Below are 23,586 nucleotides of genomic sequence, written 5' to 3' on the forward strand. Positions count from 1 at the left end.
GCACAAAGCCTTGAATAAGCTAACGCTTACGTTTGGTGGCGATGGCGGAGGGGAACCACGCGTTCCCATACCGAACACGACCGTTAAGCCCTCCAGCGCCAATGGTACTTGGACCGCAGGGTCCTGGGAGAGTAGGACGTCGCCAAGCAGCGAGGGGCCTGTCGCATTACGCGGCAGGCTTTTTGTTTTGTCTTATCCACAGCACTTATCAACGATTCATCCACATCCCTAACAGCTGATCCCCACTAGGATTAAGCTGCTTTTTTGTTTTTCTATCCACATGTGAATAGTCACTCAATTTCAACTTATCTGCCGAATTATTTAATGATTGTGCATAAGTGCGAAATCTCTAATGTTAGCAGCACTGGGATAACTGAATAATCGGTGGATAGAAGCAGACTGATTAAATTCTATCCCCTTTTTATCCGCAGCCTGTTTACAAACACCTAAATTTTGTTGAATAACATTTAGAGAAACTTTCTTGGTTACACACCGTTTATACACAAGTGTGAGTAAACGGTGACAAAATGCAGCTGCAGCTGAGTCTGACAAGGTTCTACTGTGTATAAATAAGATGAATCCGCACCATGATAGATAATGGCGATAGTGTGAGTTTTAAATTATCAGAAAATTGAAATTCCATGTATTGACCTTTCCTGATTTTTGCGTATAATAAGGTTAAAGTCAAAGAAAGTCAAAGTCAGTTGGGGCAGCATTTTTCCATAAATGCATCCACAGCTCATGTCGCCAGGAGGTTGGTAAATTTGCGTAACATTTCCGATCTCATCGAGCAGTACTTGAAGCAAATGTTGCAGGAAAGCCCGGAAGGCGCTGTTGAAATTCAACGCAACGAACTGGCAGACAAGTTTTCCTGCGTTCCGTCACAGATCAATTATGTAATCAGTACCCGATTCACATTGGAGAAGGGATACATGGTTGAGAGCAAGCGCGGCGGTGGCGGTTATATCCGTATTCAACGGGTAGATCTGCCGGCACTTAAGACGATCCAATTCCATATCCATCAGACGATTGGCGATTGTGTCGAACAAAGTGTAGCGGAGGGGCTTATTTATCAGCTGGAAGAGGCAAGGCTAATAACGAAACGTGAAGCAAATCTGCTACGAGCGGCGGTTGACCGTGATACAATTGCCGTTAAGCTGCCGCTTCGCGATGAGATTAGAGCCAGATTATTGCGCTCCATGCTGATAACTTTATTAGCCAAATAAGCGCCTGAGAAGGTTACACCGGAAGGAGGGGATTCGGCTTGATTTGCCAAGAATGCGGCAAGAAGCCGGCAACGCTTCATTTTACGAAAATCGTGAACGGTGAAAAAACCGAATTTCACATCTGTGAATCCTGTGCAAGAGAACGGGGGGAAGGAATTCCCGGTGCTCCTAACGGGTTCTCCATTCACAGTCTGCTGTCGGGCCTTCTCGATTTCGATCCGAGTAGTTCCAGTGGCACGAACAGCGCCAAGCAACAGCAAATGATCCGTTGTGAAAATTGCGGATTAACGTATGCGCAATTCAGCAAGCTCGGCAGATTTGGATGCAGCAATTGCTACCGCCAATTCGCCGACAAGTTAGATCCATTGCTGAAACGGGTACATGGTAATGCGGTACATGTAGGGAAGATTCCGAAACGTTCCGGTGGCCAAATTCAGTACAAGCGAGAGATTGAAAAGCTGCGGCGTGATTTGCAAAGTCGCATTGAACGAGAAGAATTTGAAAGCGCGGCTCATATTCGTGATCGAATCCGTGAGCTGGAGCGTAAAATAGTAGATCTGTAAGGCGCACGAAGGAGGGTTACTCTTGGCGAGTCGTCGTTTCTCACAACAAGCGTTAAGCGATTGGATGAAGGGAGATGGTCCAGACTCCGAAATCGTCATTAGCAGCCGAGTACGCATTGCGCGAAACTTAAGGCACTTTCCGTTCCCGATGCTTGCAACCAACCAGCAATCGATTGAAGTCATGAATCAGCTGACAGCTATTGGGCATTCCGATAAGCTGGATCCTATTGGCCGATTCGATACGATTGTTTTATCAGAGCTGAGCGAATTGGAAAGACGGGTATTGGTCGAAAAGCATTTGATTAGTCCCAACCTGGCTAATGAGTCACGCGGAGGGGCGGTTATCTTAAGCGAGAATGAATCGATTAGTATTATGATTAACGAAGAAGATCATCTTCGTATCCAATGTCTTTACCCAGGCTTTCAAGTCAAAGAGGCTTGGACACTGGCTAATCAGATCGATGATATTTTCGAGGAAGAAGCAAACTACGCTTTTGATGAACAAAGAGGTTATTTGACCACATGTCCAACAAATGTAGGAACTGGAATACGCGCTTCAGTAATGATGCATTTGCCGGCACTGGTGCTTACGCAGCAAATTAACCGCATTTTATCAGCGGTAACGCAGGTTGGGCTCGCTGTCCGTGGAATGTATGGGGAAGGCAGCGAAGCGCTTGGCAATATATTTCAAATCTCGAACCAGATTACGCTTGGACAGTCCGAGAGCGAGATCATTGATAACTTGCATGGTGTAGCTAAGCAGATTATCGAGCATGAGAAGTCCGCTCGCCAAAGGCTTCTATCCGAATCACGTATGCGGATCGAAGATCGGGTGAAACGGTCATTCGGCATCTTATCTTATGCAACGATTATGGATTCCAAGGAGTCCGCGCAGCGGCTGTCCGATGTAAGGCTAGGTGTTGATCTGGGGTTACTGGAACACATCACATCACAATCTTTAAATGAGTTAATCGTAATGACACAGCCAGGGTTCCTGCAGCAGACGTTCAACGAGAAGATGAGCGCTGAACAGCGGGATTACCGCAGAGCTGAATTAATCCGCATTCAATTGCGGGGTCAAACCGAGCATGGGGGTGCATGAAACATGATGTTTGGACGATTTACAGAGCGTGCGCAAAAGGTACTTGCCTTGGCGCAGGAGGAAGCGGTTCGTCTTGGTCACAATAATATTGGTACAGAGCATATTTTACTTGGCCTGATTCGCGAAGGCGAAGGTATTGCAGCGAAGGCATTAATCGGGCTTGGTCTTGGTCTTGAGAAAATTCAAGATGAAGTAGAAGCACTGATTGGTCGTGGGCAGGAACAGCCAACGAACATCGCTTATACACCGCGTGCGAAGAAAGTTATAGAGCTGTCGATGGATGAAGCAAGAAAGCTTGGTCATACGTACGTAGGTACAGAACATATCCTGCTTGGTCTGATTCGTGAGGGCGAAGGTGTAGCAGCCAGGGTCCTTAATAACCTCGGCATCAGCCTGAACAAAGCCCGGCAGCAAGTATTGCAGCTGCTTGGCAGCAGCGAAGCGGTATCTAGCAATCATGGTTCACCTTCGAATGTGAGCACACCAACGCTGGACGGATTAGCAAGAGACCTGACGGCCTATGCACGCGAAGGTAATCTTGATCCGGTTATCGGCCGCAGCAAAGAAATTGAACGTGTTATTCAAGTGCTGAGCCGTCGTACGAAGAACAATCCGGTATTGATTGGTGAGCCTGGTGTTGGTAAAACGGCAATCGCTGAAGGACTCGCACAAAAAATTATCGCTAACGAAATCCCTGAAACTTTGCGTGACAAACGTGTCATGACGCTGGATATGGGCTCTGTAGTAGCCGGTACGAAATACCGTGGTGAGTTCGAAGACCGATTGAAAAAAATTATGGATGAGATCCGTCAAGCGGGTAACATCATCCTGTTCATTGATGAGCTGCATACGCTGATTGGTGCAGGCGGCGCAGAAGGCGCGATTGACGCCTCCAATATTCTGAAGCCTGCGCTTGCGCGTGGTGAACTGCAATGTATTGGTGCAACTACGCTGGATGAATATCGCAAGTACATTGAGAAGGATGCCGCTCTTGAGCGCCGCTTCCAGCCAATTACCGTCGACCAACCGTCGCCGGAAGAAGCGATTCAAATTTTGCATGGTCTCCGTGACCGTTATGAAGCTCATCACCGTGTGAAAATTACGGACGAAGCAATCGTTCAGGCGGTCAAACTGTCTGACCGTTATATTACGGATCGGTTCCTGCCGGACAAAGCGATCGACCTGATCGATGAGGCGAGCTCGAAGGTAAGACTGAACTCCTATACGGTACCGCCTAACTTGAAACAGCTGGAGAACCGTCTGGATGATATCCGCAAGGAAAAAGACTCCGCGGTTCAAAGCCAAGAGTTCGAGAAGGCAGCAGCGCTTCGTGATACGGAGCAAAAGATCCGTGAAGAGCTCGATATTACGAAGAACCAATGGAAAGAGAAACAAGGCCGTACCGATTCAGAAGTTACGACAGAGGATATCGCACAGGTTGTAGCGAGCTGGACTGGTATTCCGGTTAGCAAGCTGGCAGAGGAAGAGACCGAGCGTCTGCTCAAAATGGAATCGATCCTTCATGACCGTGTTATCGGTCAAGATGAAGCGGTCAAATCCGTATCGCGGGCGATTCGCAGAGCCCGTGCAGGTCTGAAAGATCCGAAGCGTCCAATCGGCTCGTTTATTTTCCTCGGCCCTACTGGTGTAGGTAAAACCGAACTGGCCCGTGCTCTTGCAGAAGCGATGTTTGGTGATGAGAATGCGGTAATCCGCATCGACATGTCGGAATATATGGAGAAGCATTCGACTTCCCGTCTCGTCGGGGCGCCTCCAGGTTATGTCGGCTATGAAGAAGGCGGTCAATTGACCGAGAAAGTACGCCGCAAACCATATTCCGTTGTCCTGCTTGATGAGATTGAGAAGGCCCATCCGGAAGTATTCAACATTCTGCTGCAAGTACTGGAAGATGGTCGTTTGACCGATTCCAAAGGCAGAGTAGTCGATTTCCGTAATACGCTGATCATCATGACGTCAAACGTAGGTGCGGATCAAATTAAACGTAATTCATCACTTGGCTTTACGGCTGTACACGATGCAGGTCGTGAATTCACTCAAATGAAAGACAAAGTAATGGCAGAGCTTAAGAAAAGCTTCCGTCCGGAGTTCCTGAACCGGATCGACGAATCGATTGTGTTCCACGCGCTGGAGCAAGAGCATATTGCTCAAATCGTAACGCTGATGTCCGACGAGCTCCGCAAACGGCTTCGTGAGCAAGAGGTTGATTTCAACCTCACAGATGCTGCGAAAGCTTTCCTTGCCAAAGAAGGCTTCGATCCACAATATGGTGCGCGTCCACTGCGTCGTGCAATCCAGAAGCATATCGAAGATCGGCTGTCTGAGGACTTGCTGCTCGGAAATATCCGTAAAGGCGATTCCTTCGTCATCGATGAGAAAGATGGCGGGTTGACGGTAACTAAAAATGAAGTTGCCTCCGAGGAGCCAGCTGCTAAATAAACAGTTTGAGACCAAGGCTGTCCAGCAAGGGTAATACCTTTAACGGACAGCCTTGGTTTTATTATCTATTTGACAATGAGAATCATTATCGAATATGCTTGGTATAACATAAATTTTATTAAAGTTATTCAATGATTGATAGAAGATTGATTTGGTTAGATGGAGGAATGATTATGATCGTTGTAACGAATACGATAAAAGTGAAAAAGGGCCATGGCGAGGAGGTTGCTGGACGTTTCCAAAAAACGAAAGGCGTTGATCAATCTCCAGGTTTTGTACGTATGGAGGTTATGTTGACGGAAGGGCTCGTGGAGTATGATGAGCTGAAGGTGTGCACGACTTGGGAGGATAAAGCTTCCTTTGAGGCCTGGGTAAACAGTGATTCTTTCCGCCAGGCACATGCCCATCGGGGCAGTAAATCGTCTAGTCCACAAGAGGGTGAAGGAGAGCGTATTATGCTTGGTTCTCACCTGACAACCCACCACATCCTGGTATCCCGGGAAGCGTCAAAGGTATAATTTCTAGCATTCTTCTTATAATAACTTCAACGAAAGCTTTCTCTATTCCACTCACGGAGCAGGGGAGGCTTTTTGTATTGGTAACTATTCCGTACATTAGTTCGTAAGAAGGGGTTTATACCCCACCGATAAAATGGTAAACTTTTAAATGGAAACGCTTGTTAAAAGGAGCCTTGTATGGCAAAGATAAAGTTGAAGTTTGTATGTACGGAATGTGGGACGGAATCGCCGAAATGGCTTGGCAAATGTCCAGGCTGCCAGTCTTGGAATACGATGGTGGAAGAAAAAGAGACCGTAATTATGACACAAGGTGTTGGTCTTCGTGTGGCTCAGACGAAAGAAAAGCCGCAATCCATCATACATATAGAAAGTGGGCAGGAACCGCGTATTGAAACCACGTTGCAGGAGCTTAACCGCGTGCTGGGCGGAGGCGTTGTGCCGGGCTCACTGATTCTGGTAGGTGGTGATCCCGGTATCGGGAAATCAACGCTGCTCTTGCAAACTTCGCATGCCTTGGCATCAAAAGGGCTGAAGGTGCTGTATATTTCCGGGGAGGAATCCGTTCGCCAGACGCGTCTTCGCGCTGACCGACTTGGTGCTCTGACGGAATCACTATTTGTCCTTTGTGAGACGAATATGGAGCAGGTCAATGACGCGATCGATATGGTCCAGCCGGACTTTCTTGTCATTGACTCGATCCAAACAGTTTACGATCCTAGTGTTCAATCGGCACCAGGCAGTGTCGCACAGGTCAGGGAATGTACAGCGCATTTCATGCGAGTGGCTAAGATCAATGGCATTGCAACCGTACTAGTTGGGCATGTAACGAAGGAAGGCGCGATAGCAGGTCCTCGTTTGTTGGAGCATATGGTTGATTGTGTGCTTTATTTCGAAGGCGAACGCCATCATACATACCGGCTGCTTCGTGCGGTTAAGAACCGGTTCGGGTCCACAAATGAAATCGGCATTTTTGAAATGGGTGAAGATGGCTTACGTGAGGTGCTTAATCCCTCAGAGCTGTTCTTATCGGAGCGTCCGCTTGGTGTATCCGGCTCTACGGTTGTAGCCAGTATGGAAGGAACAAGACCAGTGCTTGTTGAGCTTCAGGCTCTTGTCGCAGCAACAAATTTCCCGTCGCCGCGTCGGATGTCTACAGGGATTGATCATCACAGGATGGCCTTAATAATTGCAGTATTAGAAAAGCGGATCGGTATGTTTCTACAAACGCAGGATGCCTATTTGAATGTAGCGGGCGGCGTGAAGCTGGATGAGCCGGCTGTCGACTTAGCTGCTGCTGTATCGCTGGCATCAAGCTTTCGTGATGCACCGACTCGGCCTTATGATGTTATTTTCGGCGAGATTGGCTTAACAGGCGAAGTGCGCGCAGTATCCCGTGCTGAGCAGCGGGTCAAGGAAGCAGAGAAGCTTGGCTTCAAGCGCGTCATTATGCCGGAGAAGAGCTTGAAAGGCTGGAAGACACCAGAAGGCATTGAGATTATCGGCGTGAGTACGGTAGCAGAAGCGCTGTCCGCAGCACTTGGATAGGGGGCAAATGATGAAGGAACAAAGTCAGCTAGAAATAATGAATCAGCTTTTGCAGTTAGTCGCACCAGGCACCCCGTTCCGTGATGGGCTTGATAATGTGCTTCGAGCCAAAACGGGCGCGTTACTTGTTGTAGGGTACAGTCCCGAAGTGATGGAAGTCGTTGATGGAGGCTTCTCCATTAATTGTGATTTCTCGCCTAACTATTTGTATGAGCTTGCTAAGATGGACGGAGCGATTATCCTCAGTGAGGATATGAAGCGTATTTTGTATGCCAATACACAGCTTATTCCGAATAACTCGATATCTTCAATCGAGACCGGTATCCGCCATCGTACGGCGGAGCGGGTTGCGAAGCAGACAGGTAAGCTTGTCGTGTCGATCTCGCAGCGCCGGAATATCATTACGCTGTATCAAGGCAATTTGCGTTATTCATTGAAAGAGATGGGCGTCATCTTGACGAAGGCTAATCAAGCGATTCAGACGCTGGAGAAATATAAGGTCGTACTCAGCCAGTCCCTGACGAATTTGTCTGCTCTGGAATTCGAAGAGCTGGTCACTCTGCAGGAAGTGGCGCATGTTGTTCAGCGTGTTGAGATGGTGCTTCGAGTCAAAATGGAGATTAAGCGTTACGTAACGGAGCTTGGTACAGAAGGGCGCCTGATCGCCATGCAGATGGATGAGCTTGTAAATGGTGTGGACGAAGATGCCTGGTACTTGCTTAAAGATTATGCGAAAGATAATTCGGATGATAAAATCCGTGAAATCCGGGTTGCACTCAAGAAATTAAGCGCTGAAGATTTACTCGATGCTCCGCCAATTATTCGCCTTCTGGGTTATACCCACACGGCAGCGATGGTAGAGGAAGCGGTGTCTCCACGTGGTTTCAGACTACTGAATAAGATTCCTCGTCTTCCATTAATTATTATGAATAACCTCATTGAACGGTTCGCTCGTCTGCCTCATATTTTGATGGCAACCATTGATGAGCTTGACGAAGTGGACGGAATTGGGGAGGTTCGGGCACGTGCTATTAAGGACGGCTTGAAACGGATCCAAGAGCAGATGTTCATTGACAGACAAATTTAAATCTCATACAATGGATGGAATGTGTACCGTATTACGATCATACATTAGTAAACGGTTTTAGGGCATAGTAGAGAAGAGGTGGAATAGATGATCACTAAGTCGATACCGAGCCTTCTCACGGTCGGGAACTTGTTCCTTGGAATAGCCGCCATTATTCTAGTGTTTAATGAAAAACCGGAAACAGCTGCAATGATGGTTATTATTGCGATGCTGCTTGACGGCGTGGACGGCCGTGTAGCACGTGCACTAAATGTGCAAAGCGAGTTCGGTAAAGAACTCGATTCGTTATCCGATGTGATCTCGTTCGGCGTTGCGCCGGCTTTTATTATGTATGTTGTTGCCTTTCAGGAGCTTAACCCAGCCATTGCTTGGATTATTACCGCGTTGTTCCCAATCTGCGGCGCTCTTAGGCTTGCCCGATTTAATGTTATACCAGGGAAACCAGGTTATTTCATCGGTCTTCCTATACCTGCAGCCGGAGGCGTGGTTTCTACGCTTGCGCTGTTCCATGACGATATTACCGTTTCGGTTTTATTAGCGAGCACACTTGTGCTTTCCCTATTGATGGTTAGTACGATAAAATATCCTAATTTCAAAAAAATCGGTATTTCCAAGGGTGCTATTTGGGCGATTCCATTTGTGGTGGCGCTGGCGATTTTCCTTGGGATTCAATTCCCTGACCAATTATCGAAAATTATCTTTGTACCTATGTTGTTATATGCGCTTTATGGTTTAAAAAAAAACGTTGATAGCCGCCTAAAGAAGCGTGTGCGCAAACGCCGTGCCCAAGAGGCTCAGGATGAAAACGTACAGTCAGAGACGATTGCTTAAAAGAATCCCACAAAAGACCCGGTTAAACAAAAAAGAGCTGTACCCTATTCTCGTCTTGACGAGGTAAAGGGTACAGCTCTTTTTTTGCTGCCATCTAAGTTAAATTAAATAATCCGAGTGTTGAGCATTTGTCGTATTCTTTGGCTAAAACTTCGTCTAATTCAATATCAAGCAGATTGCACATCGCGGTCATGTAGAACAGATTGCGTCCGAGCTCGGATTTGAGCACGTCACGGCATGATTCACATACATGGCCGGAAATGTGATTTTGAAGCGTAGATTTGGCACTCTCGAGATTAGGTTCATCTGAATACTCTTGCTTGCGTGCATTGAGCTCAATACAACCGCAATCCGTGACGGCCTTTGTAACTGCGCGGTTAACGGATGCACCGGACTGACCAAACTTGGACATAACATCAAGCAAACTTCGATGTCTAAGTAATAATTCCGACACTTGCTGCTGGAATTGTTCCAGCGTAGGAGCGCTCATCGATTCCACCTCTTTCATCAGCTTCATCTGCTGTAACTGCTAATTCCATTATAAGCATACCTTGCCATCATTTCAAAATGAAAAATCATTCATGAGCACAGGGTTAGCCCGTCCATTATTGGAACATAATTGTAATGGAGGTGGTATTTATGATGAGACGTATGATTCAGATCGTCGGACTATTATTTGGCGGTTTGGCAGGTTTAGAAGTACAAGGGAAAACAAATGGCATGGAAAGCTGGTCGCAATCGTCGCTTGGTATTTGGCAGGGAACAAGTTTGTATTATTTCGCGATTGGGGCACTCTTTGGTCTTCTAGTGGCAACAATGGTAGCAGGTCGGCTTATTCGCTTTATGCAGCGTGGAGTCGAGCAAACGGCCGAGATGCCAATGAGAGATCTGATGGCAGGGGGCGGAGGTCTTCTTGCAGGACTGCTCTTATCCGTTTTACTGTATCCCGCAGTATCCAAAATCGGCGGTCCAGGCATGCTTATTCCAGCTGCGATGTCGCTCTTCTTCGGCTATTTGGGACTCAGAATTGGCTGGTATAAGAAGGACGAGCTGTTCGATGCAGCTTCTGCCATGCTGGAACAACGTAAGGCTCCGCCAGCGGTGGATGAAACAAGTGGTTTTGAGGAACATAAAATTTTGGACACAAGTGTTATTATTGACGGCAGAATCGCGGACATTTGCAAGACCGGTTTTATTGAAGGCACGCTGGTCATACCAGAATTCGTGCTGGAGGAGCTGCAGCATATTGCTGATTCCTCCGATTTGCTTAAGCGTAACCGGGGTCGCCGCGGGCTTGATATTTTGAACAAAATTCAAAAGGAACTTGATGTACGAGTGCTGATCTACGAAGGAGACTTTGAAGAAATAAGCGAGGTGGACAGTAAATTGGTCAAGCTGGCTAAAGCACTTAAAGGCAAGGTCGTCACGAATGATTTCAATTTGAACAAGGTTTGTGAGCTGCAAGGTGTATCGGTTCTTAATATTAATGACCTGGCAAATGCAGTGAAGCCTGTCGTCCTTCCCGGAGAAGAAATTATCGTACAAGTTATTAAGGACGGCAAAGAACATGGACAAGGTGTCGCCTATTTGGATGACGGCACGATGATCGTTGTGGAAGGCGGCCGTGACTATATCGGCACCACGATGGAAGTGTTGGTAACGAGTGTTCTGCAAACCTCAGCTGGACGAATGATATTTGCAAAGCCGAAGCTGTTGGAAAAAGCGCTGTAACCTTGTATAGTAGGGAGTAGCTATTTTACAAGGAGACTTAAGCGATGAATGCACATTGGGGAGTGGTTATCGTCGCGGCCGGACGCGGTTCGCGAATGGGAACCAAAGAAAGCAAACAATATTTGCCGCTGCATGGAAAGCCGATTCTCGTTCATACTTTGGAGCTGTTCCAGTCGATGGACGAGATTACCGATATAGCGCTTGTTGTAGGCGCTGATGATGTAGAGCGCTGCAGCCTGCTAGTGCAGGAGTACAAGCTTGGGAAAGTTACGGCTGTTGTAGCAGGAGGAAGCGAGCGTCAGCATTCGGTATTTGCCGGAATCAAGGCTTTGTCGCCGGATGCGAAATGGGTTATGGTACATGACGGCGTTCGGCCGCTTGTGACACCTAAGGCGATACGTGCCTGCTGCCAAAAAGCGGAGCAAAGCGGGGCAGCCGTCCTTGCCGTGCCGGTAAAGGATACAATTAAACAGGTAGATGACACAGGTCTGATCATTTCAACCCCAGACCGCCGAAGCTTGTGGGCGATACAAACGCCGCAAGCTTTTCGTCGTGATTTGCTGACGGAAGCGCATCAGCGTGCAGGAGACGAGCAGTTCCTCGGGACGGATGACGCGATGGTGGTTGAACGGATGGGTACACCTGTTATTATTGCTGAAGGCGACTATACAAATATTAAGATTACAACGCCGGATGATCTGCCATGGGCAGAGTTATTGTTAGAGAAACGCAGGAGAGAGGAGCAGGAATAATGATTCGAGTAGGACAAGGCTTTGATGTGCATCAGTTGGTGGAGGGACGCCCATGTATTATTGGAGGCGTTACAATTCCTTATGAGAAAGGGCTGCTAGGTCATTCCGATGCAGATGTACTGCTTCATGCCATTTCGGATGCTATTTTGGGAGCGCTGGGCTTAGGGGATATCGGTAAGCATTTCCCAGATACAGCTGCAGAGTTTAAAGACGCTGACAGCCTGAAACTGCTGGAGCAAGTATGGGCGCTTGCGAAGGAGCGGGGCTACAAGCTTGGCAATTGTGATTCCACGATCATTGCGCAGCGTCCGAAGATGGCACCTTATATTCCTCAAATGGCTGAAATTATCGCGCGTGCGCTGGAAGCAGATGTCGAGCAAGTGAACGTCAAAGCAACAACGACTGAACAGCTCGGATTTACAGGCAGAGGCGAAGGAATTGCATCGCAGTCGGTTGTTTGCTTAATTAAGGATGTTATAATTAAGTAACAGTTTTAAGATATACGAGAGGGGTAATTCATAATGACACAAGAAATTAGAGTCCGTTATGCGCCGTCGCCAACGGGTCATTTACATATTGGTAATGCAAGAACGGCCTTATTTAATTATTTGTATGCACGCAGCTTAGGCGGCAAATTTATTATCCGGATTGAAGATACCGATGTGAAGCGTAACGTGGCAGGCGGGGAAGAAAGCCAGCTGAAATATTTGAAATGGCTTGGCATGGACTGGGATGAGAGCATAGATATCGGCGGAGGCTACGGGCCGTACCGTCAAACGGAACGCCTTGATCTTTACAAGGAGTACTGGCAGGACCTGATTGACCGTGGGCTGGCTTACCGTTGTTATTGCACGGAAGAGGAGCTCGAGCAGGAGCGTGAAGAGCAGACAAGCCGGGGTGAGACGCCTCGTTATTCCGGACGCCACCGTGATCTGACGGAAGAGCAGCGCCAAGCATTTGAAGCAGAAGGGCGTGTGCCAAGCGTTCGTTTCCGTGTGCCTGACAACAAAACCTTTGCATGGGACGATATGGTGAAGGGCTCGATCAGCTTTGATACGACTGAGATGGGCGACTTCGTTATTGTGAAGAAGGACGGTATCCCAACGTACAATTTCGCGGTTGTTGTTGATGATTACCTGATGAAAATCAGCCACGTGTTGCGCGGCGAAGATCATATCTCCAACACTCCTCGCCAGCTTATGATCTATGAAGCACTTAACTGGGAAGCACCGAAGTTTGCTCATATGACTTTGATCGTCAATGAAAGCCGTAAGAAGCTTAGCAAACGCGATGAGTCGATCATCCAGTTTATTGAGCAATATGATGATCTGGGCTATTTGCCAGAAGCGTTATTTAACTTTATCGCGCTGCTTGGCTGGTCGCCAGAAGGCGAGCAGGAGATTTTCTCTCACGATCAACTAGTAGAAGTATTTACAGCTGAACGTCTGAGCAAAAGCCCAGCCGTATTCGATACGCAAAAGCTTAGCTGGATGAACGGGGAGTACTTGAAAAAAATCGACTTGGATCGTCTTGTTGATCTGTGTCTGCCGCATCTGCAAAAGGCTGGCCGCGTTGCGGAGCAATTGGATGAAGCGGGACGTGTTTGGGTTACGGCACTAGCTGCCTTGTATCAGGAAAAACTTCGTGCGGCTTCGGATATCGTTGCCCTGACGGAATTGTTCTTCGCTGAAACGGTTGAGGATGAAGAGGAAGCAGCTATCGTGCTTGCTGAAGAGCAAGTACCGGTAGTGTTGGCAGCATTCCTTACGAAGGTTAAAGAAAATGATGCTGCGGCCTTTACAGTTGACGGCATTAAAGATTGGATCAAGGCGGTTCAAAAAGAAACAGGCTTCAAAGGCAAGCAGCTGTTCATGCCAATCCGCGCAGCACTTACCGGCCAAACGCATGGCTCTGATTTGAACCAATCGATCGCTCTGCTTGGCAGAGATAAGGTCATTAACCGTCTTAACAACCGTCTGGCTTAACTGGTCAGCTGGGCAGGCTTGAACAAGCCAGGGGATTATTCCCTTGTCACCCGTATAGGGATTCGTTATACTGATACTAATTACAATTTGATGAATTTCGAAAAAGCCGTGAACAGGAAAAGTACGTTTAGCCGGATTTACAGAGAGGACAATCAGCATGGGCTTTCCCGTGTGGGCTGGAAGTTGTCTAATTCGGAGACGGAAGAATGCACCTGGGAGCTTTGTTCCGATCCGCATCCTTCCACTTCGTATACCGAAGATGGCGGAGCGGGGTAGGCAGCAACGTTAGCCAACGTTATAGGCGTTAAGACGGACAGCCGGAATATGGCCAGCTGAAGCTCTACGCAGCTACGGTATATGATCTGGTTCGTTCAAGCAGAGTGGAACCGCGACGTTACACGCCCGCCTCTGCAGCATTTATATGCTGCAGAGGCTTTTTTATTGCCGGGAGAGGAGAAAACACATGTTTCGCCATTTTCGATCAGATATTAACGCAGTATTTGAGAACGACCCCGCGGCGCGAAGCCGATTCGAAGTCATTTTTACGTATTCCGGCCTGCATGCTATATGGGCTCATCGGATCGCTCATATGCTGTTCCGCCGAAAATGGTTTACCGTTGCACGTATGATCTCGCAGTTTAGCCGCTTTATGACAGGCATTGAGATTCATCCAGGAGCGACGATCGGACAACGCTTGTTCATCGACCATGGTATGGGAATTGTTATTGGGGAAACATGCGAGATTGGTGACGATGTTGTCATCTATCAAGGTGTTACACTGGGGGGCACCGGCAAGGAAAAAGGGAAGCGGCATCCAACGATCGGCAACAACGTGGTTATCGGTTCAGGCGCAAAAGTATTAGGCTCGTTCAGTATTGGCGATAATTCGAATATCGGATCCAATGCCGTCGTCCTTCGCGAAGTGCCGGATAATTGTACAGTAGTTGGCAATCCAGGACGAGTCGTTAGACGGAACGGTGAGCGGGTTGGAGATCGGCTGGATCATAAGCAGCTGCCGGACCCTGTCATCGAGATGTTCCGTGAAATGCAAAAAGAAATTAATGGCTTGAAATCCGAAGTAGAGAAGCTTCGGCAGCCCGTAGCTGGAGGAGAAACGAGATCATGAATGTTCAAATTTATAATACGCTGACCCGTTCCAAGGAAGCGTTCGTCCCGCAGGAGCCGGGAAAAGTGAAGATGTACGTATGTGGACCAACGGTCTATGACTATATTCATATTGGCAATGCGCGTCCGGTTATTTTCTTCGACGTGGTGCGTCGGTACCTGGAATATGCAGGATATGATGTGAATTATATTGTGAACTTTACGGATGTAGATGATAAGCTGATCCGCAAGGCAGAGCAGCTTGGATTGACAGTTCCTGATGTTGCAGATAAGTTCATTGATGCATTCAACGAAGATATTGTTGCGCTTGGTGTGCATAAGGCGACAATCAATCCACGAGTTACCGAGCATATCCCATCTATCGTTGCGTTTATTCAAGGCCTTGTCGACAAAGGCTATGCATATGCAAGTGAAGGTGACGTTTACTATCGCACATCGAAATTTGAGGATTACGGCAAGCTGTCTCATCAAAATCTGGAAGAGCTTCAGTTCGGCATCCGGATCGAAGTTGGCGATCGTAAGGAAAATCCGCAGGACTTCGTTTTGTGGAAAGGCGCTAAGCCTGGTGAAATTAACTGGGAGAGCCCTTGGGGACTTGGGCGTCCAGGATGGCATATTGAATGCTCGGCAATGGCTCGTGAGTATTTGGGCGATACGCTGGACATTCACGGTGGGGGTCATGACCTGCAGTTCCCGCATCATGAATGTGAGGTAGCTCAATCTGAGGCGTTTACTGGCAAGCCTCTTGCGAACTATTGGATGCATAATGGTTATATTCATATTAACAATGAGAAAATGTCCAAATCGCTTGGCAATGGCATCACGGTGCGTGAGCTCGTGAAGCGAGTGAAGCCAGCCGCGATTCGATATTTCATTCTGTCGACGCATTACCGCAGTCCGCTCAACTTCACGGATGAGACGATTGCTCAAGCGGAAAACAGTGTAGAGCGGATCGCAAACTGTGCGGCAAACTTGAAGCATCGTCTAACTGCATTCGGCGAGCAAGCTGAGGCTGCCGCATCGGTCGATCCTGAGCTTGTTGCAAGACTGGCGCAAATTAAGGCACAGTTCGGAGCGAAGATGAGCGACGATTTCAATACACCGGATGCCATTACGGCTGTATTCGAGCTTGTAACCGAAGCGAATCAATATATGAATCGCACGGATGCAACGGCGGCAGGAGTGGCTGCTATACTTGAGGCACTTGAGCAAATAAATGCCGTGATTGGTCTTCTTCCTGAAGCTGATGTTAACGCCGAACTGCTTGATGAGGAGATTGAAGCACTTATTGTGGAGCGGACAGAAGTACGCAAAGCAAAAAACTGGGCACGGGCGGATGAAATCCGCGACCTGCTCACGGAAAAAGGAATTGCACTAGAGGACACTCCGCAAGGGATTCGTTGGCGGCGCCTATAGGCATCTTCCGCGAATCGGAATTGGAGGAAGTGTTATTTTGAATAGCAATAATGAACGGGAAATTGAGGATATAGAGGAAGCGGGATTAGGAGATGGAACAGGAGCGGGACTTCTGTTCCATCGTCCTTCCAAGAAGACACAGCTTATTAACCCAGTTGTGCTGGCTTATGTAGGTGATAGTGTATTTGAACTTCTTGTGAGGCAATACCTAGTATCACTTACCAATCATAAATCGCATCACCTTCATAAGGAAGCGACTAAGATTGTTTCCGCAAAAGCTCAGCGTAAGCTGCTTGAGAAGTGGCAGCCGATGCTAAGTGAAGAAGAAGCGGATATTGTAAGGCGCGGCCGAAATACAAAATCAGGAGCACCACCGAAAAATGCAGACCCTGCGGATTACCGGCAGGCTACTGCTCTTGAATGTCTGGTCGGTTATTTGTACTACGAGGGCCAGATTGAGCGTCTGCATGAACTGTTTGCGGCCGCAATTGCACCGTCTATAACTGAAGAACAGCATGAAGAGAAGGAGGGTCAAGCGTGACTGAACGTTACAACCAAGAAGAAATGATTGCCGGTAAGCATCCTGTCATGGAGGCACTCCGTTCCGGACGTGATATTAATAAAATCTGGATTGCTGAAGGCGCACAGAAGAGCCTGACTCAACCGATTGTGGCGGAAGCCAAGCAGCATGGCGTTATCGTCCAGTTTGTGGACAAGCGTAAGCTTGATACGATGGTAGAAGGTGTGCAGCATCAGGGCGTGGTTGCTCAGGCAGCTGCTTTTGCCTATGCAGAAGTGGAGGATCTGCTTGCAAGAGCAAGTGAATTGAACGAAACACCATTCCTACTTATCTTGGACGAGATCGAAGATCCCCATAACCTTGGTTCTATTCTGCGTACGGCAGAGTGTACCGGCGTACATGGCGTTATTATTCCAAAGCGCCGTTCCGTCGGCTTAACAGCATCTGTGCTTAAAACTTCGGCTGGAGCGGCGGAACATGTGCCAGTTGCTCGAGTGACGAACCTGGCACAGACCATTGACCGTTTGAAAGAAGAAGGCGTATGGGTAGCGGGTACTGATGTAAGTGCGCCGCAGGATGTTTACAAGACAAAGTTCGATCTGCCTCTAGCGATTGTGATCGGGAATGAAGGCAAAGGCATGGGACGATTAATTAAAGAAAAATGTGATTTCCTTGTGAAGCTGCCGATGCACGGACGGCTTAATTCCTTGAACGCATCTGTAGCAGCAGGCGTACTGATGTACGAAGTGGTCAGGCAGCGTCGGAGCGTATAGCCGATGAACCGGCGTAATGATATTTTGCTGGTGGATGGCTATAATATGATCGGTGCCTGGCCCGTGCTTGAGAAGCTGAAGGAAATTGATCTGGAGGAAGCGCGGGACAAGCTACTGGACATGATGGCTGATTATCAGGGCTTTTCGGGGATGACGGTGTATGTTGTTTTTGATGCCCATCAGGTGCCTGGACTTGGGGCTACCTATCGGCATCATAAGCTGACGATCGTCTATACGAAAGAGAAGGAAACGGCGGATGAATGCATTGAACGTCTGGTAAGTGAGCTGATGGCAAGACGCCGCAATGTATTCGTCGCAACTTCTGATCTTGTCGAGCAGCATGTAGCGTTTGGTAAAGGAGCACTTCGGCTGTCGGCGAGAGAGCTTCTGATCGATATTAATCAGAACCGAAAACAGATTGAACACACTTTGCGCGAACGCGAAAGCTCCCCCGGAAAACGTAATACGCTGGACGGCAATCTTAGTCTTGAGGTGCGTACACAGCTCGAACGACTGAGGCGAGGAGACAAGTAGCCCTTGATTCACCCATAAAATTACATAATTACTAGTATTACGACTCTCTCAAAACGGTAAATCGGTTGACGGTGTAAGATTACATAATGTATACTGACTCTATATTTAGTGATGAGAACGGTGGGTAATATCGCTATTTTGTCTTATTGACAGTTTAGATGTTCGTTATGGCAATTAGCCATACATTTTTGGTTGCATATGAATCTAGCGGCGTACGCCTTGCAGGCCGGAGGGATAGTTCGTGAGCATCGACCTCAAAAAATGGAGTACGCTTGAGTATGACTGCAGTTCTGACGAGGATATCGTAGAAGCGGTTCGTAACGGCGACAGTCTAGCTCTTGAATATTTGATCAACAAATATAAGAACTTTGTCCGTGCCAAGGCGCGTTCATACTTCCTCATCGGTGCCGATCGGGAAGATATCGTGCAGGAAGGCATGATCGGACTCTATAAATCTATCCGCGACTTTAAAGGGGACAAACTTGCCAGCTTTAAAGCTTTTGCGGAGCTATGTATTACACGACAGATTATTACTGCCATTAAGACGGCTACGAGACAGAAGCATATACCGCTCAATTCCTATGTTTCGCTCGACAAGCCTATTTATGATGAAGATTCGGACCGTACCCTGCTTGATGTCATTTGCGGTACTCGGGTGTCCGATCCGGAAGAACTCATAATTAACCAAGAGGAATTCGTAGGCCTGGAAGATAAGATGTCCGAGATTCTAAGCGATCTGGAGCGGAAGGTGCTCATGCTTTATTTGGACGGGAGATCGTACCAGGAGATTGCTGTTGATTTGGACAGGCATGTAAAGTCGATTGATAATGCTTTGCAGCGTGTGAAGCGTAAGTTAGAGCGTTACTTGGAAATTCGTGATCTTAGCAGTTAATCTATTAACCACTATAAGTAATTATAGAGTCTATATGAGCTGTTCATCCGTCCGGCTGCTGGCCAGAGGCGGAGGGCAGCTCATTTGCATATTTCACCCGCGAAATGCAAGCTGACTCTCCTACGGATGGTGCAGTTATTAACACTTGAGTTATAAAAGCAGGAATTGTGACGATAATGGTAGAGACGAGAGTTCCGATATCGACTTTTTTCCATAATATTCGCTACGGTACAGCCTATGTTTCCATTGACATGCAATATACCGTGTGATAAATTGTTTTAGGTAGGCCTTAATGCGAGGCTTTGTTTCGTATTGGGGTTGATGTTGGGACGACATAATATCATTATGACGTCGTAATCCGTATTTAGCAGTTCGGGAGGTGTAATTCAATGCGGGTAATTATCACGTTGGCATGCACAAACTGCAAACAGAGAAACTATGCGAGCAGCAAGAACAAACGCAATCACCCCGACCGCATCGAGTTGAAGAAGTTTTGCAAGTTTTGTAACGAGCAGACTCCTCATCGCGAGACGAGATAGTCATTGGAGGTGTTGACGTGGCATTTTTGGCTAAACTGAAGCAAAGCTTCGGAACAACGTTTAGTTTCTTTGCCGACAGCTGGGCAGAACTTAAAAAAGTTCGCTGGCCAAACCGTAAAGAGTTGACAAGCTATTCGATCGTCGTACTTCTAACGATCGCGTTTGTGACGATTTACTTTTGGCTTCTTGACATCGGGATCTCGTCTCTAGTTGAACTGATTGTTTAAGAAGGGTCCAAAGGTGGATTGGAATGGAAAAAAGATGGTATGTCGTACACACTTACGCCGGTTATGAGAACAAAGTGAAAGCCAATTTGGAGCGTCGCCTCGAATCGATGGGCATGGAAGATAAGATCTTTCGCGTTCTGGTTCCAATGGAAGAAGAAGTGGTAGAGAAGGACGGTAAGAAAAAGACCGTTCAACGTAAAGTCTATCCCGGCTACGTCCTTGTGGAGATGGTTCAAACTGACGATTCATGGTATGTTGTTCGCAATACACCGGGCGTCACAGGATTTGTAGGGTCGACGGGATCTGGCTCCAAGCCAATTGCGCTTATGCCAGATGAAGTTGAACAAATTCTGAAGCATATGGGCATGGAAGAACCGAAGCCGAAGATTGAATTCGACCTGAAGGAAACCGTGCGCGTCAAAGAAGGTCCTTTTGCAGACTTTGTTGGTACGATAGAAGAAATTCTACTCGACAAAGCGAAGCTTAAGGTACATGTCAACATGTTTGGCAGGGAAACCCCTCTTGAGCTTGATTATACTCAAGTGGAGAAGATCTAGTATCTTTGTTTCCAAGTTTGGGATTACCAGTGTAAGGAGGTGTTAAGTCATGGCAAAAAAGGTTATCAAAATGGTCAAACTGCAGGTTCCTGCAGGCAAAGCTAATCCGGCTCCGCCGATTGGTCCAGCACTTGGTCAAGCAGGCGTTAACATTATGGCATTCTGTAAAGAATTCAATGCGCGTACTGCAGATCAAGCGGGATTGATTATCCCGGTTGTTATCACAGTGTTTGAAGACCGTTCCTTCACTTTCGAAACTAAAACTCCGCCGGCAGCAGTATTGCTTCGCGTAGCAGCAGGTATCGAAAAGGGTTCCGGTGAACCAAACAAGAAGAAAGTTGCTACGGTTAATCGTGCGAAAGTACGTGAGATCGCTGAGCAAAAAATGCCTGACCTGAATGCAGCTTCCGTTGAGGCAGCAATGCTTATGATTGAAGGTACTGCACGCAGCATGGGTGTTACTATCGTTGACTAATTGTGCTGCTGACCGCTTGCGGTCACTGCACAAGGGCCGCCTATAAGGCGATGCCCAGCGAAGTTTCGGCTTCGTAGGTGGGAGGAGTCCCGATCGGGAATTTTCCGCTACAACCACAAAGGAGGAAAACTCAAATGGCTAAACATGGCAAAAAATATTTGGAAGCAGCTAAGCTGATCTCCAGCGAAGCAACTTACGAGTCTTTGGAAGCTATCGAGCTTGTAAAGAAGGCTGCTACAGCAAAATTCGACGAATCCGTTGAAGTAGCTGTGCGTCTGGGTGTTGACCCTCGTAAACAAGACCAAGCGGTTCGTGGCGTTGTTGTACTTCCGCATGGTACTGGTAAAACGAAACGTGTTCTCGTATTCGCGAAAGGCGAAAAAGCAAAAGAAGCAGAAGCTGCTGGCGCTGACTTCGTTGGCGATGCAGACATGATCAACAAAATCCAACAAGGCTGGTTCGATTTCGATGTCTGCGTAGCAACGCCGGACATGATGGCTGAAGTTGGTAAACTGGGTCGTATCCTCGGTGGTAAAGGCCTTATGCCTAACCCTAAAGCGGGTACGGTAACATTCGACGTTACTAAAGCTGTTCAAGAAATTAAAGCTGGTAAAATCGAATACCGTCTTGATAAGGCAGGTCAAATCCATGCTCCAATCGGCAAGGTTTCCTTCGATGCTGAGAAACTTAATGAAAACCTTAAGTCTCTGATCGATGCTTTGAACCGTGCTAAACCGGCAGCAGCTAAAGGGGTTTACCTGAGAAACATCTCCGTTTCCTCGACTATGGGCCCTGGCGCTCGTCTTAACGTATCGGTATACCGTTAAGTTAACGAGAACGGAACTAACATTCGAATACGCATACCGTAGACAGTAGGTGCCGTAAGGCTTAATTCCCTACCGAGGTGTTATGATAAATAGACTTGCGCGTGATTAACTTTACGGCAACAATATATCATGGCCTTCGCAGTCTCTGTGGAGGCCTTTCTCATGCACCCTAAGCTGAGGAAGCTTGTCATAAAACGGAATGTACAAATTTTATGGGAGGTGTACGTTTTGGCAAACGCAAAAATCATCCAAGAGAAACAACAGGCGGTTGAAGTGATCACAGCAAAACTTCGTGAGAGCTCCAGCACTGTCGTTGCAGACTATCGCGGATTGAACGTTGGGCAAGTAACTGAACTTCGTAAACAGCTTCGTGAAGCTGGTATCGAGTTCCAAGTACTGAAAAACTCGCTCGTTCGCCGTGCTACTGAAGCTGCGGAATTGACAGAACTGAACAGCATTTTGGTTGGTCCTACAGCCATCGCTTTCAGCGTTGACGATGCCGTAGCACCAGCGAAAATCTTGAACGATTTCGCTAAAAAGAATGACGCGCTGAAATTAAAAGGCGGCGTTGTTGAAGGTAAAGTAGTAGGTGCGGAAGAGATCAAAGCACTGGCGGAACTTCCGTCCCGCGAAGGCTTGCTCTCCATGCTCCTCAGCGTTCTGCAAGCTCCAATGCGCAACTTCGCGCTTGCGGTTAAAGCAGTTGGCGAGCAAAAAGAATCAGCTTAATAATAGCTGTTGCATAAACCATGTTCGAACTGCTGACCTTCTTCAGAAGGCGGCATAAACCAAAAAAAATAAAAACACTCTCGGAGGTATAATCATGTCTAAAGAGCAAATCTTAGAAGCGATTAAAGTTATGACTGTTCTTGAACTGAACGATCTTGTTAAAGCAATCGAAGAAGAATTCGGCGTTACAGCTGCTGCACCAGTTGCAGTTGTTGCAGGCGGCGCAGCAGAAGTTGCTGAGCAAACTGAATTCGACGTTATCCTTAACAACGCTGGTGCATCGAAAATCAACGTAATCAAAGTTGTTCGCGAAATCACAGGTCTTGGCCTGAAAGAAGCGAAAGACCTGGTTGACGGCGCTCCTAAAGCAATCAAAGAAAATGTTGCTAAAGAAGAAGCAGAAGCAGTTAAAGCTAAGCTTGAAGCAGCTGGCGCATCTGTAGAAGTGAAGTAATTTCACTTCAAACTATAATAACGGGCCCCTTGAAACGTCACGTTTCAAGGGGTTCGTTGCATGTCAAAGCCATGAAGAGCGATAGGCAGGAGGTCATAAGGATGTCGGACCACTATTACTCCCAAACTCCGGGAGTGAAGCATGATAGACAAATACATGAGGCGAACCTTCGAGGGTATACGCTGCGATTTATGACGGATGCCGGCGTTTTCTCCAAATCAGGTGTCGATTATGGCAGTCGTGTACTGCTGGATGCGCTCGTTCTTGCGCCGTCTGCTAAAGTGCTGGATGTCGGGTGTGGTTATGGGCCCATCGGATTAACTGCGGCTAAGCTTGCGCCAGAGGGGCATGTAACCATGATCGACATTAATGAACGTGCTGTGGAACTCTCGAAAGAGAATGCCAAGCTAAACGGAATAAACAATGTTACGGTTACACAAAGTGATATCTATGAATCGGTGAAAGAGAACCGGTATGATGTTATCTTGACCAACCCTCCTATTCGGGCAGGCAAACAAGTAGTTCATCGTATTTTCGAAGAGGGTTATCAGCTCCTAAATCCCGGCGGTAAGATGTGGGTTGTCATTCAGAAGAAGCAAGGCGCGCCATCGGCGGAATCCAAGCTGGAGTTGCTGTTTGGCGATGTGGAAGAGGTAACGAAGGACAAAGGATACAGGATTTTTTTGGCAACGAAATCTAGCTAACGATTTTCTTGACTTGA

27 protein-coding genes, 1 rRNA gene and 1 other annotated feature are annotated in these 23,586 nt (G+C 47.5%); of the genes, 27 read left to right on the plus strand and 1 reads right to left on the minus strand.

Translation table 11 applies throughout. The features are described from left to right. Positions 1–31 precede the first annotated feature (31 nt). The 9 genes from rrf to pssA all read left to right on the plus strand — a co-directional run bounded on the left by rrf (position 32) and on the right by pssA (position 9,329). A 5S ribosomal RNA gene (gene rrf, locus AB4Y93_RS27365) occupies positions 32–148 on the plus strand. 616 nt (positions 149–764) lie between these two features. After that, positions 765–1,226 carry a CtsR family transcriptional regulator gene (locus AB4Y93_RS27370; protein WP_441896826.1) on the plus strand — a complete coding sequence of 154 codons (462 nt, stop codon included), beginning with the start codon at positions 765–767 and terminating at the stop codon, positions 1,224–1,226. Between the two features lie 38 nt (positions 1,227–1,264). Beyond that, a complete protein-coding gene (locus AB4Y93_RS27375) occupies positions 1,265–1,789 on the plus strand; it encodes a UvrB/UvrC motif-containing protein (RefSeq protein ID WP_167282799.1) in 525 nt (174 codons plus the stop codon). Between the two features lie 22 nt (positions 1,790–1,811). After that, on the plus strand, positions 1,812–2,891 hold the full coding sequence (locus AB4Y93_RS27380; RefSeq protein ID WP_441896828.1) for a protein arginine kinase: 1,080 nt from the start codon (positions 1,812–1,814) through the stop codon (positions 2,889–2,891). A gap of 3 nt (positions 2,892–2,894) precedes the next feature. Beyond that, positions 2,895–5,348 carry an ATP-dependent protease ATP-binding subunit ClpC gene (clpC, locus tag AB4Y93_RS27385; protein WP_441896830.1) on the plus strand — a complete coding sequence of 818 codons (2,454 nt, stop codon included), beginning with the start codon at positions 2,895–2,897 and terminating at the stop codon, positions 5,346–5,348. A gap of 173 nt (positions 5,349–5,521) precedes the next feature. After that, positions 5,522–5,866, plus strand: a complete 345-nt coding sequence (locus AB4Y93_RS27390; RefSeq protein ID WP_441896832.1) for an antibiotic biosynthesis monooxygenase — start codon at positions 5,522–5,524, stop codon at positions 5,864–5,866. Between the two features lie 177 nt (positions 5,867–6,043). Further along, positions 6,044–7,411 carry a DNA repair protein RadA gene (radA, locus tag AB4Y93_RS27395; RefSeq protein WP_441896834.1) on the plus strand — a complete coding sequence of 456 codons (1,368 nt, stop codon included), beginning with the start codon at positions 6,044–6,046 and terminating at the stop codon, positions 7,409–7,411. Between the two features lie 10 nt (positions 7,412–7,421). After that, on the plus strand, positions 7,422–8,498 hold the full coding sequence (gene disA, locus AB4Y93_RS27400) for a DNA integrity scanning diadenylate cyclase DisA (protein ID WP_167282917.1): 1,077 nt from the start codon (positions 7,422–7,424) through the stop codon (positions 8,496–8,498). A gap of 87 nt (positions 8,499–8,585) precedes the next feature. Next, positions 8,586–9,329 carry a CDP-diacylglycerol--serine O-phosphatidyltransferase gene (pssA, locus tag AB4Y93_RS27405; protein WP_167282808.1) on the plus strand — a complete coding sequence of 248 codons (744 nt, stop codon included), beginning with the start codon at positions 8,586–8,588 and terminating at the stop codon, positions 9,327–9,329. Between the two features lie 94 nt (positions 9,330–9,423). Here pssA and AB4Y93_RS27410 read toward each other — a convergent pair whose 3' ends face one another. Beyond that, positions 9,424–9,819 (minus strand): DUF1573 domain-containing protein, encoded by a 396-nt coding sequence (locus AB4Y93_RS27410; protein ID WP_167282919.1) that lies wholly within the window; start codon positions 9,817–9,819, stop codon positions 9,424–9,426. Positions 9,820–9,968: 149 nt separating this feature from the next. On the opposite strand from AB4Y93_RS27410, the gene AB4Y93_RS27415 reads away from it, so the two are divergent. The 18 genes from AB4Y93_RS27415 to AB4Y93_RS27500 all read left to right on the plus strand — a co-directional run bounded on the left by AB4Y93_RS27415 (position 9,969) and on the right by AB4Y93_RS27500 (position 23,569). After that, complete coding sequence (locus AB4Y93_RS27415) at positions 9,969–11,060, plus strand: PIN/TRAM domain-containing protein (RefSeq protein WP_441896836.1); 1,092 nt, start codon at positions 9,969–9,971, stop codon at positions 11,058–11,060. Between the two features lie 44 nt (positions 11,061–11,104). Next, positions 11,105–11,812 carry a 2-C-methyl-D-erythritol 4-phosphate cytidylyltransferase gene (gene ispD, locus AB4Y93_RS27420; protein WP_441896838.1) on the plus strand — a complete coding sequence of 236 codons (708 nt, stop codon included), beginning with the start codon at positions 11,105–11,107 and terminating at the stop codon, positions 11,810–11,812. Then, a complete protein-coding gene (ispF, locus tag AB4Y93_RS27425) occupies positions 11,812–12,300 on the plus strand; it encodes a 2-C-methyl-D-erythritol 2,4-cyclodiphosphate synthase (RefSeq protein ID WP_441896840.1) in 489 nt (162 codons plus the stop codon). Before ispD ends, ispF begins: the two co-directional genes overlap by 1 nt. Positions 12,301–12,333: 33 nt before the next feature. Then, the gene (gene gltX / locus AB4Y93_RS27430; protein WP_441896842.1) at positions 12,334–13,797 is read left to right on the plus strand and encodes a glutamate--tRNA ligase; all 1,464 of its coding nucleotides are present in this window, start codon (positions 12,334–12,336) and stop codon (positions 13,795–13,797) included. 421 nt (positions 13,798–14,218) lie between these two features. After that, positions 14,219–14,923, plus strand: a complete 705-nt coding sequence (gene cysE, locus AB4Y93_RS27435; protein WP_441896843.1) for a serine O-acetyltransferase — start codon at positions 14,219–14,221, stop codon at positions 14,921–14,923. Next, positions 14,920–16,338, plus strand: a complete 1,419-nt coding sequence (cysS, locus tag AB4Y93_RS27440; protein WP_441896845.1) for a cysteine--tRNA ligase — start codon at positions 14,920–14,922, stop codon at positions 16,336–16,338. The genes cysE and cysS overlap by 4 nt, the downstream gene beginning before the upstream one ends. A 70-nt stretch (positions 16,339–16,408) precedes the next feature. Then, on the plus strand, positions 16,409–16,879 hold the full coding sequence (locus AB4Y93_RS27445; protein ID WP_441896894.1) for a Mini-ribonuclease 3: 471 nt from the start codon (positions 16,409–16,411) through the stop codon (positions 16,877–16,879). 23 nt (positions 16,880–16,902) lie between these two features. Beyond that, positions 16,903–17,631 carry a 23S rRNA (guanosine(2251)-2'-O)-methyltransferase RlmB gene (rlmB, locus tag AB4Y93_RS27450; RefSeq protein ID WP_441896895.1) on the plus strand — a complete coding sequence of 243 codons (729 nt, stop codon included), beginning with the start codon at positions 16,903–16,905 and terminating at the stop codon, positions 17,629–17,631. A gap of 3 nt (positions 17,632–17,634) precedes the next feature. Beyond that, positions 17,635–18,165 carry an NYN domain-containing protein gene (locus tag AB4Y93_RS27455; protein WP_441896846.1) on the plus strand — a complete coding sequence of 177 codons (531 nt, stop codon included), beginning with the start codon at positions 17,635–17,637 and terminating at the stop codon, positions 18,163–18,165. A 241-nt stretch (positions 18,166–18,406) separates the two neighbouring features. Further along, positions 18,407–19,057, plus strand: a complete 651-nt coding sequence (sigH, locus tag AB4Y93_RS27460) for an RNA polymerase sporulation sigma factor SigH (RefSeq protein ID WP_441896848.1) — start codon at positions 18,407–18,409, stop codon at positions 19,055–19,057. 389 nt (positions 19,058–19,446) lie between these two features. Beyond that, positions 19,447–19,596 (plus strand): 50S ribosomal protein L33, encoded by a 150-nt coding sequence (gene rpmG / locus AB4Y93_RS27465; RefSeq protein ID WP_015847242.1) that lies wholly within the window; start codon positions 19,447–19,449, stop codon positions 19,594–19,596. Positions 19,597–19,613: 17 nt separating this feature from the next. After that, positions 19,614–19,823 carry a preprotein translocase subunit SecE gene (gene secE, locus AB4Y93_RS27470; RefSeq protein ID WP_091190672.1) on the plus strand — a complete coding sequence of 70 codons (210 nt, stop codon included), beginning with the start codon at positions 19,614–19,616 and terminating at the stop codon, positions 19,821–19,823. 23 nt (positions 19,824–19,846) lie between these two features. Further along, positions 19,847–20,380, plus strand: a complete 534-nt coding sequence (gene nusG / locus AB4Y93_RS27475) for a transcription termination/antitermination protein NusG (RefSeq protein ID WP_091190675.1) — start codon at positions 19,847–19,849, stop codon at positions 20,378–20,380. Positions 20,381–20,429: 49 nt separating this feature from the next. Further along, positions 20,430–20,855: a 50S ribosomal protein L11 gene (gene rplK, locus AB4Y93_RS27480; RefSeq protein WP_091190677.1), complete on the plus strand. Its 426-nt coding sequence runs from the start codon at positions 20,430–20,432 to the stop codon at positions 20,853–20,855. Positions 20,856–20,989: 134 nt separating this feature from the next. Beyond that, positions 20,990–21,682: a 50S ribosomal protein L1 gene (gene rplA, locus AB4Y93_RS27485; RefSeq protein ID WP_167282824.1), complete on the plus strand. Its 693-nt coding sequence runs from the start codon at positions 20,990–20,992 to the stop codon at positions 21,680–21,682. An 18-nt stretch (positions 21,683–21,700) separates the two neighbouring features. Beyond that, positions 21,701–21,853: a sequence feature (ribosomal protein L10 leader region), on the plus strand. 57 nt (positions 21,854–21,910) lie between these two features. Beyond that, entirely contained in the window at positions 21,911–22,411 is a 501-nt protein-coding gene (gene rplJ / locus AB4Y93_RS27490; protein WP_167282826.1) for a 50S ribosomal protein L10, read from the plus strand. 94 nt (positions 22,412–22,505) lie between these two features. After that, the gene (gene rplL, locus AB4Y93_RS27495) at positions 22,506–22,865 is read left to right on the plus strand and encodes a 50S ribosomal protein L7/L12 (RefSeq protein WP_167282828.1); all 360 of its coding nucleotides are present in this window, start codon (positions 22,506–22,508) and stop codon (positions 22,863–22,865) included. A gap of 101 nt (positions 22,866–22,966) precedes the next feature. Further along, on the plus strand, positions 22,967–23,569 hold the full coding sequence (locus AB4Y93_RS27500; protein ID WP_441896852.1) for a class I SAM-dependent methyltransferase: 603 nt from the start codon (positions 22,967–22,969) through the stop codon (positions 23,567–23,569). The last annotated feature ends 17 nt before the right edge of the window (positions 23,570–23,586 follow it).

This window comes from Paenibacillus sp. YAF4_2 (assembly GCF_052113225.1).
GTDB lineage: Bacteria > Bacillota > Bacilli > Paenibacillales > Paenibacillaceae > Pristimantibacillus.

Bases quoted from the DNA above. Each gene is read 5' to 3' on its own strand.
- AB4Y93_RS27500 (WP_441896852.1), top strand. From the start codon at position 22,967: ATGTCGGACCACTATTACTCCCAAACTCCGGGAGTGAAGCATGATAGA.
- rplK (WP_091190677.1), top strand. From the start codon at position 20,430: ATGGCAAAAAAGGTTATCAAAATGGTCAAACTGCAGGTTCCTGCAGGC.
- cysS (WP_441896845.1), top strand. From the start codon at position 14,920: ATGAATGTTCAAATTTATAATACGCTGACCCGTTCCAAGGAAGCGTTC.
- ispD (WP_441896838.1), top strand. From the start codon at position 11,105: ATGAATGCACATTGGGGAGTGGTTATCGTCGCGGCCGGACGCGGTTCG.
- disA (WP_167282917.1), top strand. From the start codon at position 7,422: ATGAAGGAACAAAGTCAGCTAGAAATAATGAATCAGCTTTTGCAGTTA.
- gltX (WP_441896842.1), top strand. From the start codon at position 12,334: ATGACACAAGAAATTAGAGTCCGTTATGCGCCGTCGCCAACGGGTCAT.
- rplA (WP_167282824.1), top strand. From the start codon at position 20,990: ATGGCTAAACATGGCAAAAAATATTTGGAAGCAGCTAAGCTGATCTCC.
- nusG (WP_091190675.1), top strand. From the start codon at position 19,847: ATGGAAAAAAGATGGTATGTCGTACACACTTACGCCGGTTATGAGAAC.
- AB4Y93_RS27455 (WP_441896846.1), top strand. From the start codon at position 17,635: ATGAACCGGCGTAATGATATTTTGCTGGTGGATGGCTATAATATGATC.
- cysE (WP_441896843.1), top strand. From the start codon at position 14,219: ATGCTGCAGAGGCTTTTTTATTGCCGGGAGAGGAGAAAACACATGTTT.
- pssA (WP_167282808.1), top strand. From the start codon at position 8,586: ATGATCACTAAGTCGATACCGAGCCTTCTCACGGTCGGGAACTTGTTC.
- rplL (WP_167282828.1), top strand. From the start codon at position 22,506: ATGTCTAAAGAGCAAATCTTAGAAGCGATTAAAGTTATGACTGTTCTT.
- AB4Y93_RS27390 (WP_441896832.1), top strand. From the start codon at position 5,522: ATGATCGTTGTAACGAATACGATAAAAGTGAAAAAGGGCCATGGCGAG.
- ispF (WP_441896840.1), top strand. From the start codon at position 11,812: ATGATTCGAGTAGGACAAGGCTTTGATGTGCATCAGTTGGTGGAGGGA.
- rpmG (WP_015847242.1), top strand. From the start codon at position 19,447: ATGCGGGTAATTATCACGTTGGCATGCACAAACTGCAAACAGAGAAAC.
- rlmB (WP_441896895.1), top strand. From the start codon at position 16,903: ATGATTGCCGGTAAGCATCCTGTCATGGAGGCACTCCGTTCCGGACGT.
- AB4Y93_RS27415 (WP_441896836.1), top strand. From the start codon at position 9,969: ATGATGAGACGTATGATTCAGATCGTCGGACTATTATTTGGCGGTTTG.
- AB4Y93_RS27410 (WP_167282919.1), bottom strand. From the start codon at position 9,819: ATGAGCGCTCCTACGCTGGAACAATTCCAGCAGCAAGTGTCGGAATTA.
- clpC (WP_441896830.1), top strand. From the start codon at position 2,895: ATGATGTTTGGACGATTTACAGAGCGTGCGCAAAAGGTACTTGCCTTG.
- radA (WP_441896834.1), top strand. From the start codon at position 6,044: ATGGCAAAGATAAAGTTGAAGTTTGTATGTACGGAATGTGGGACGGAA.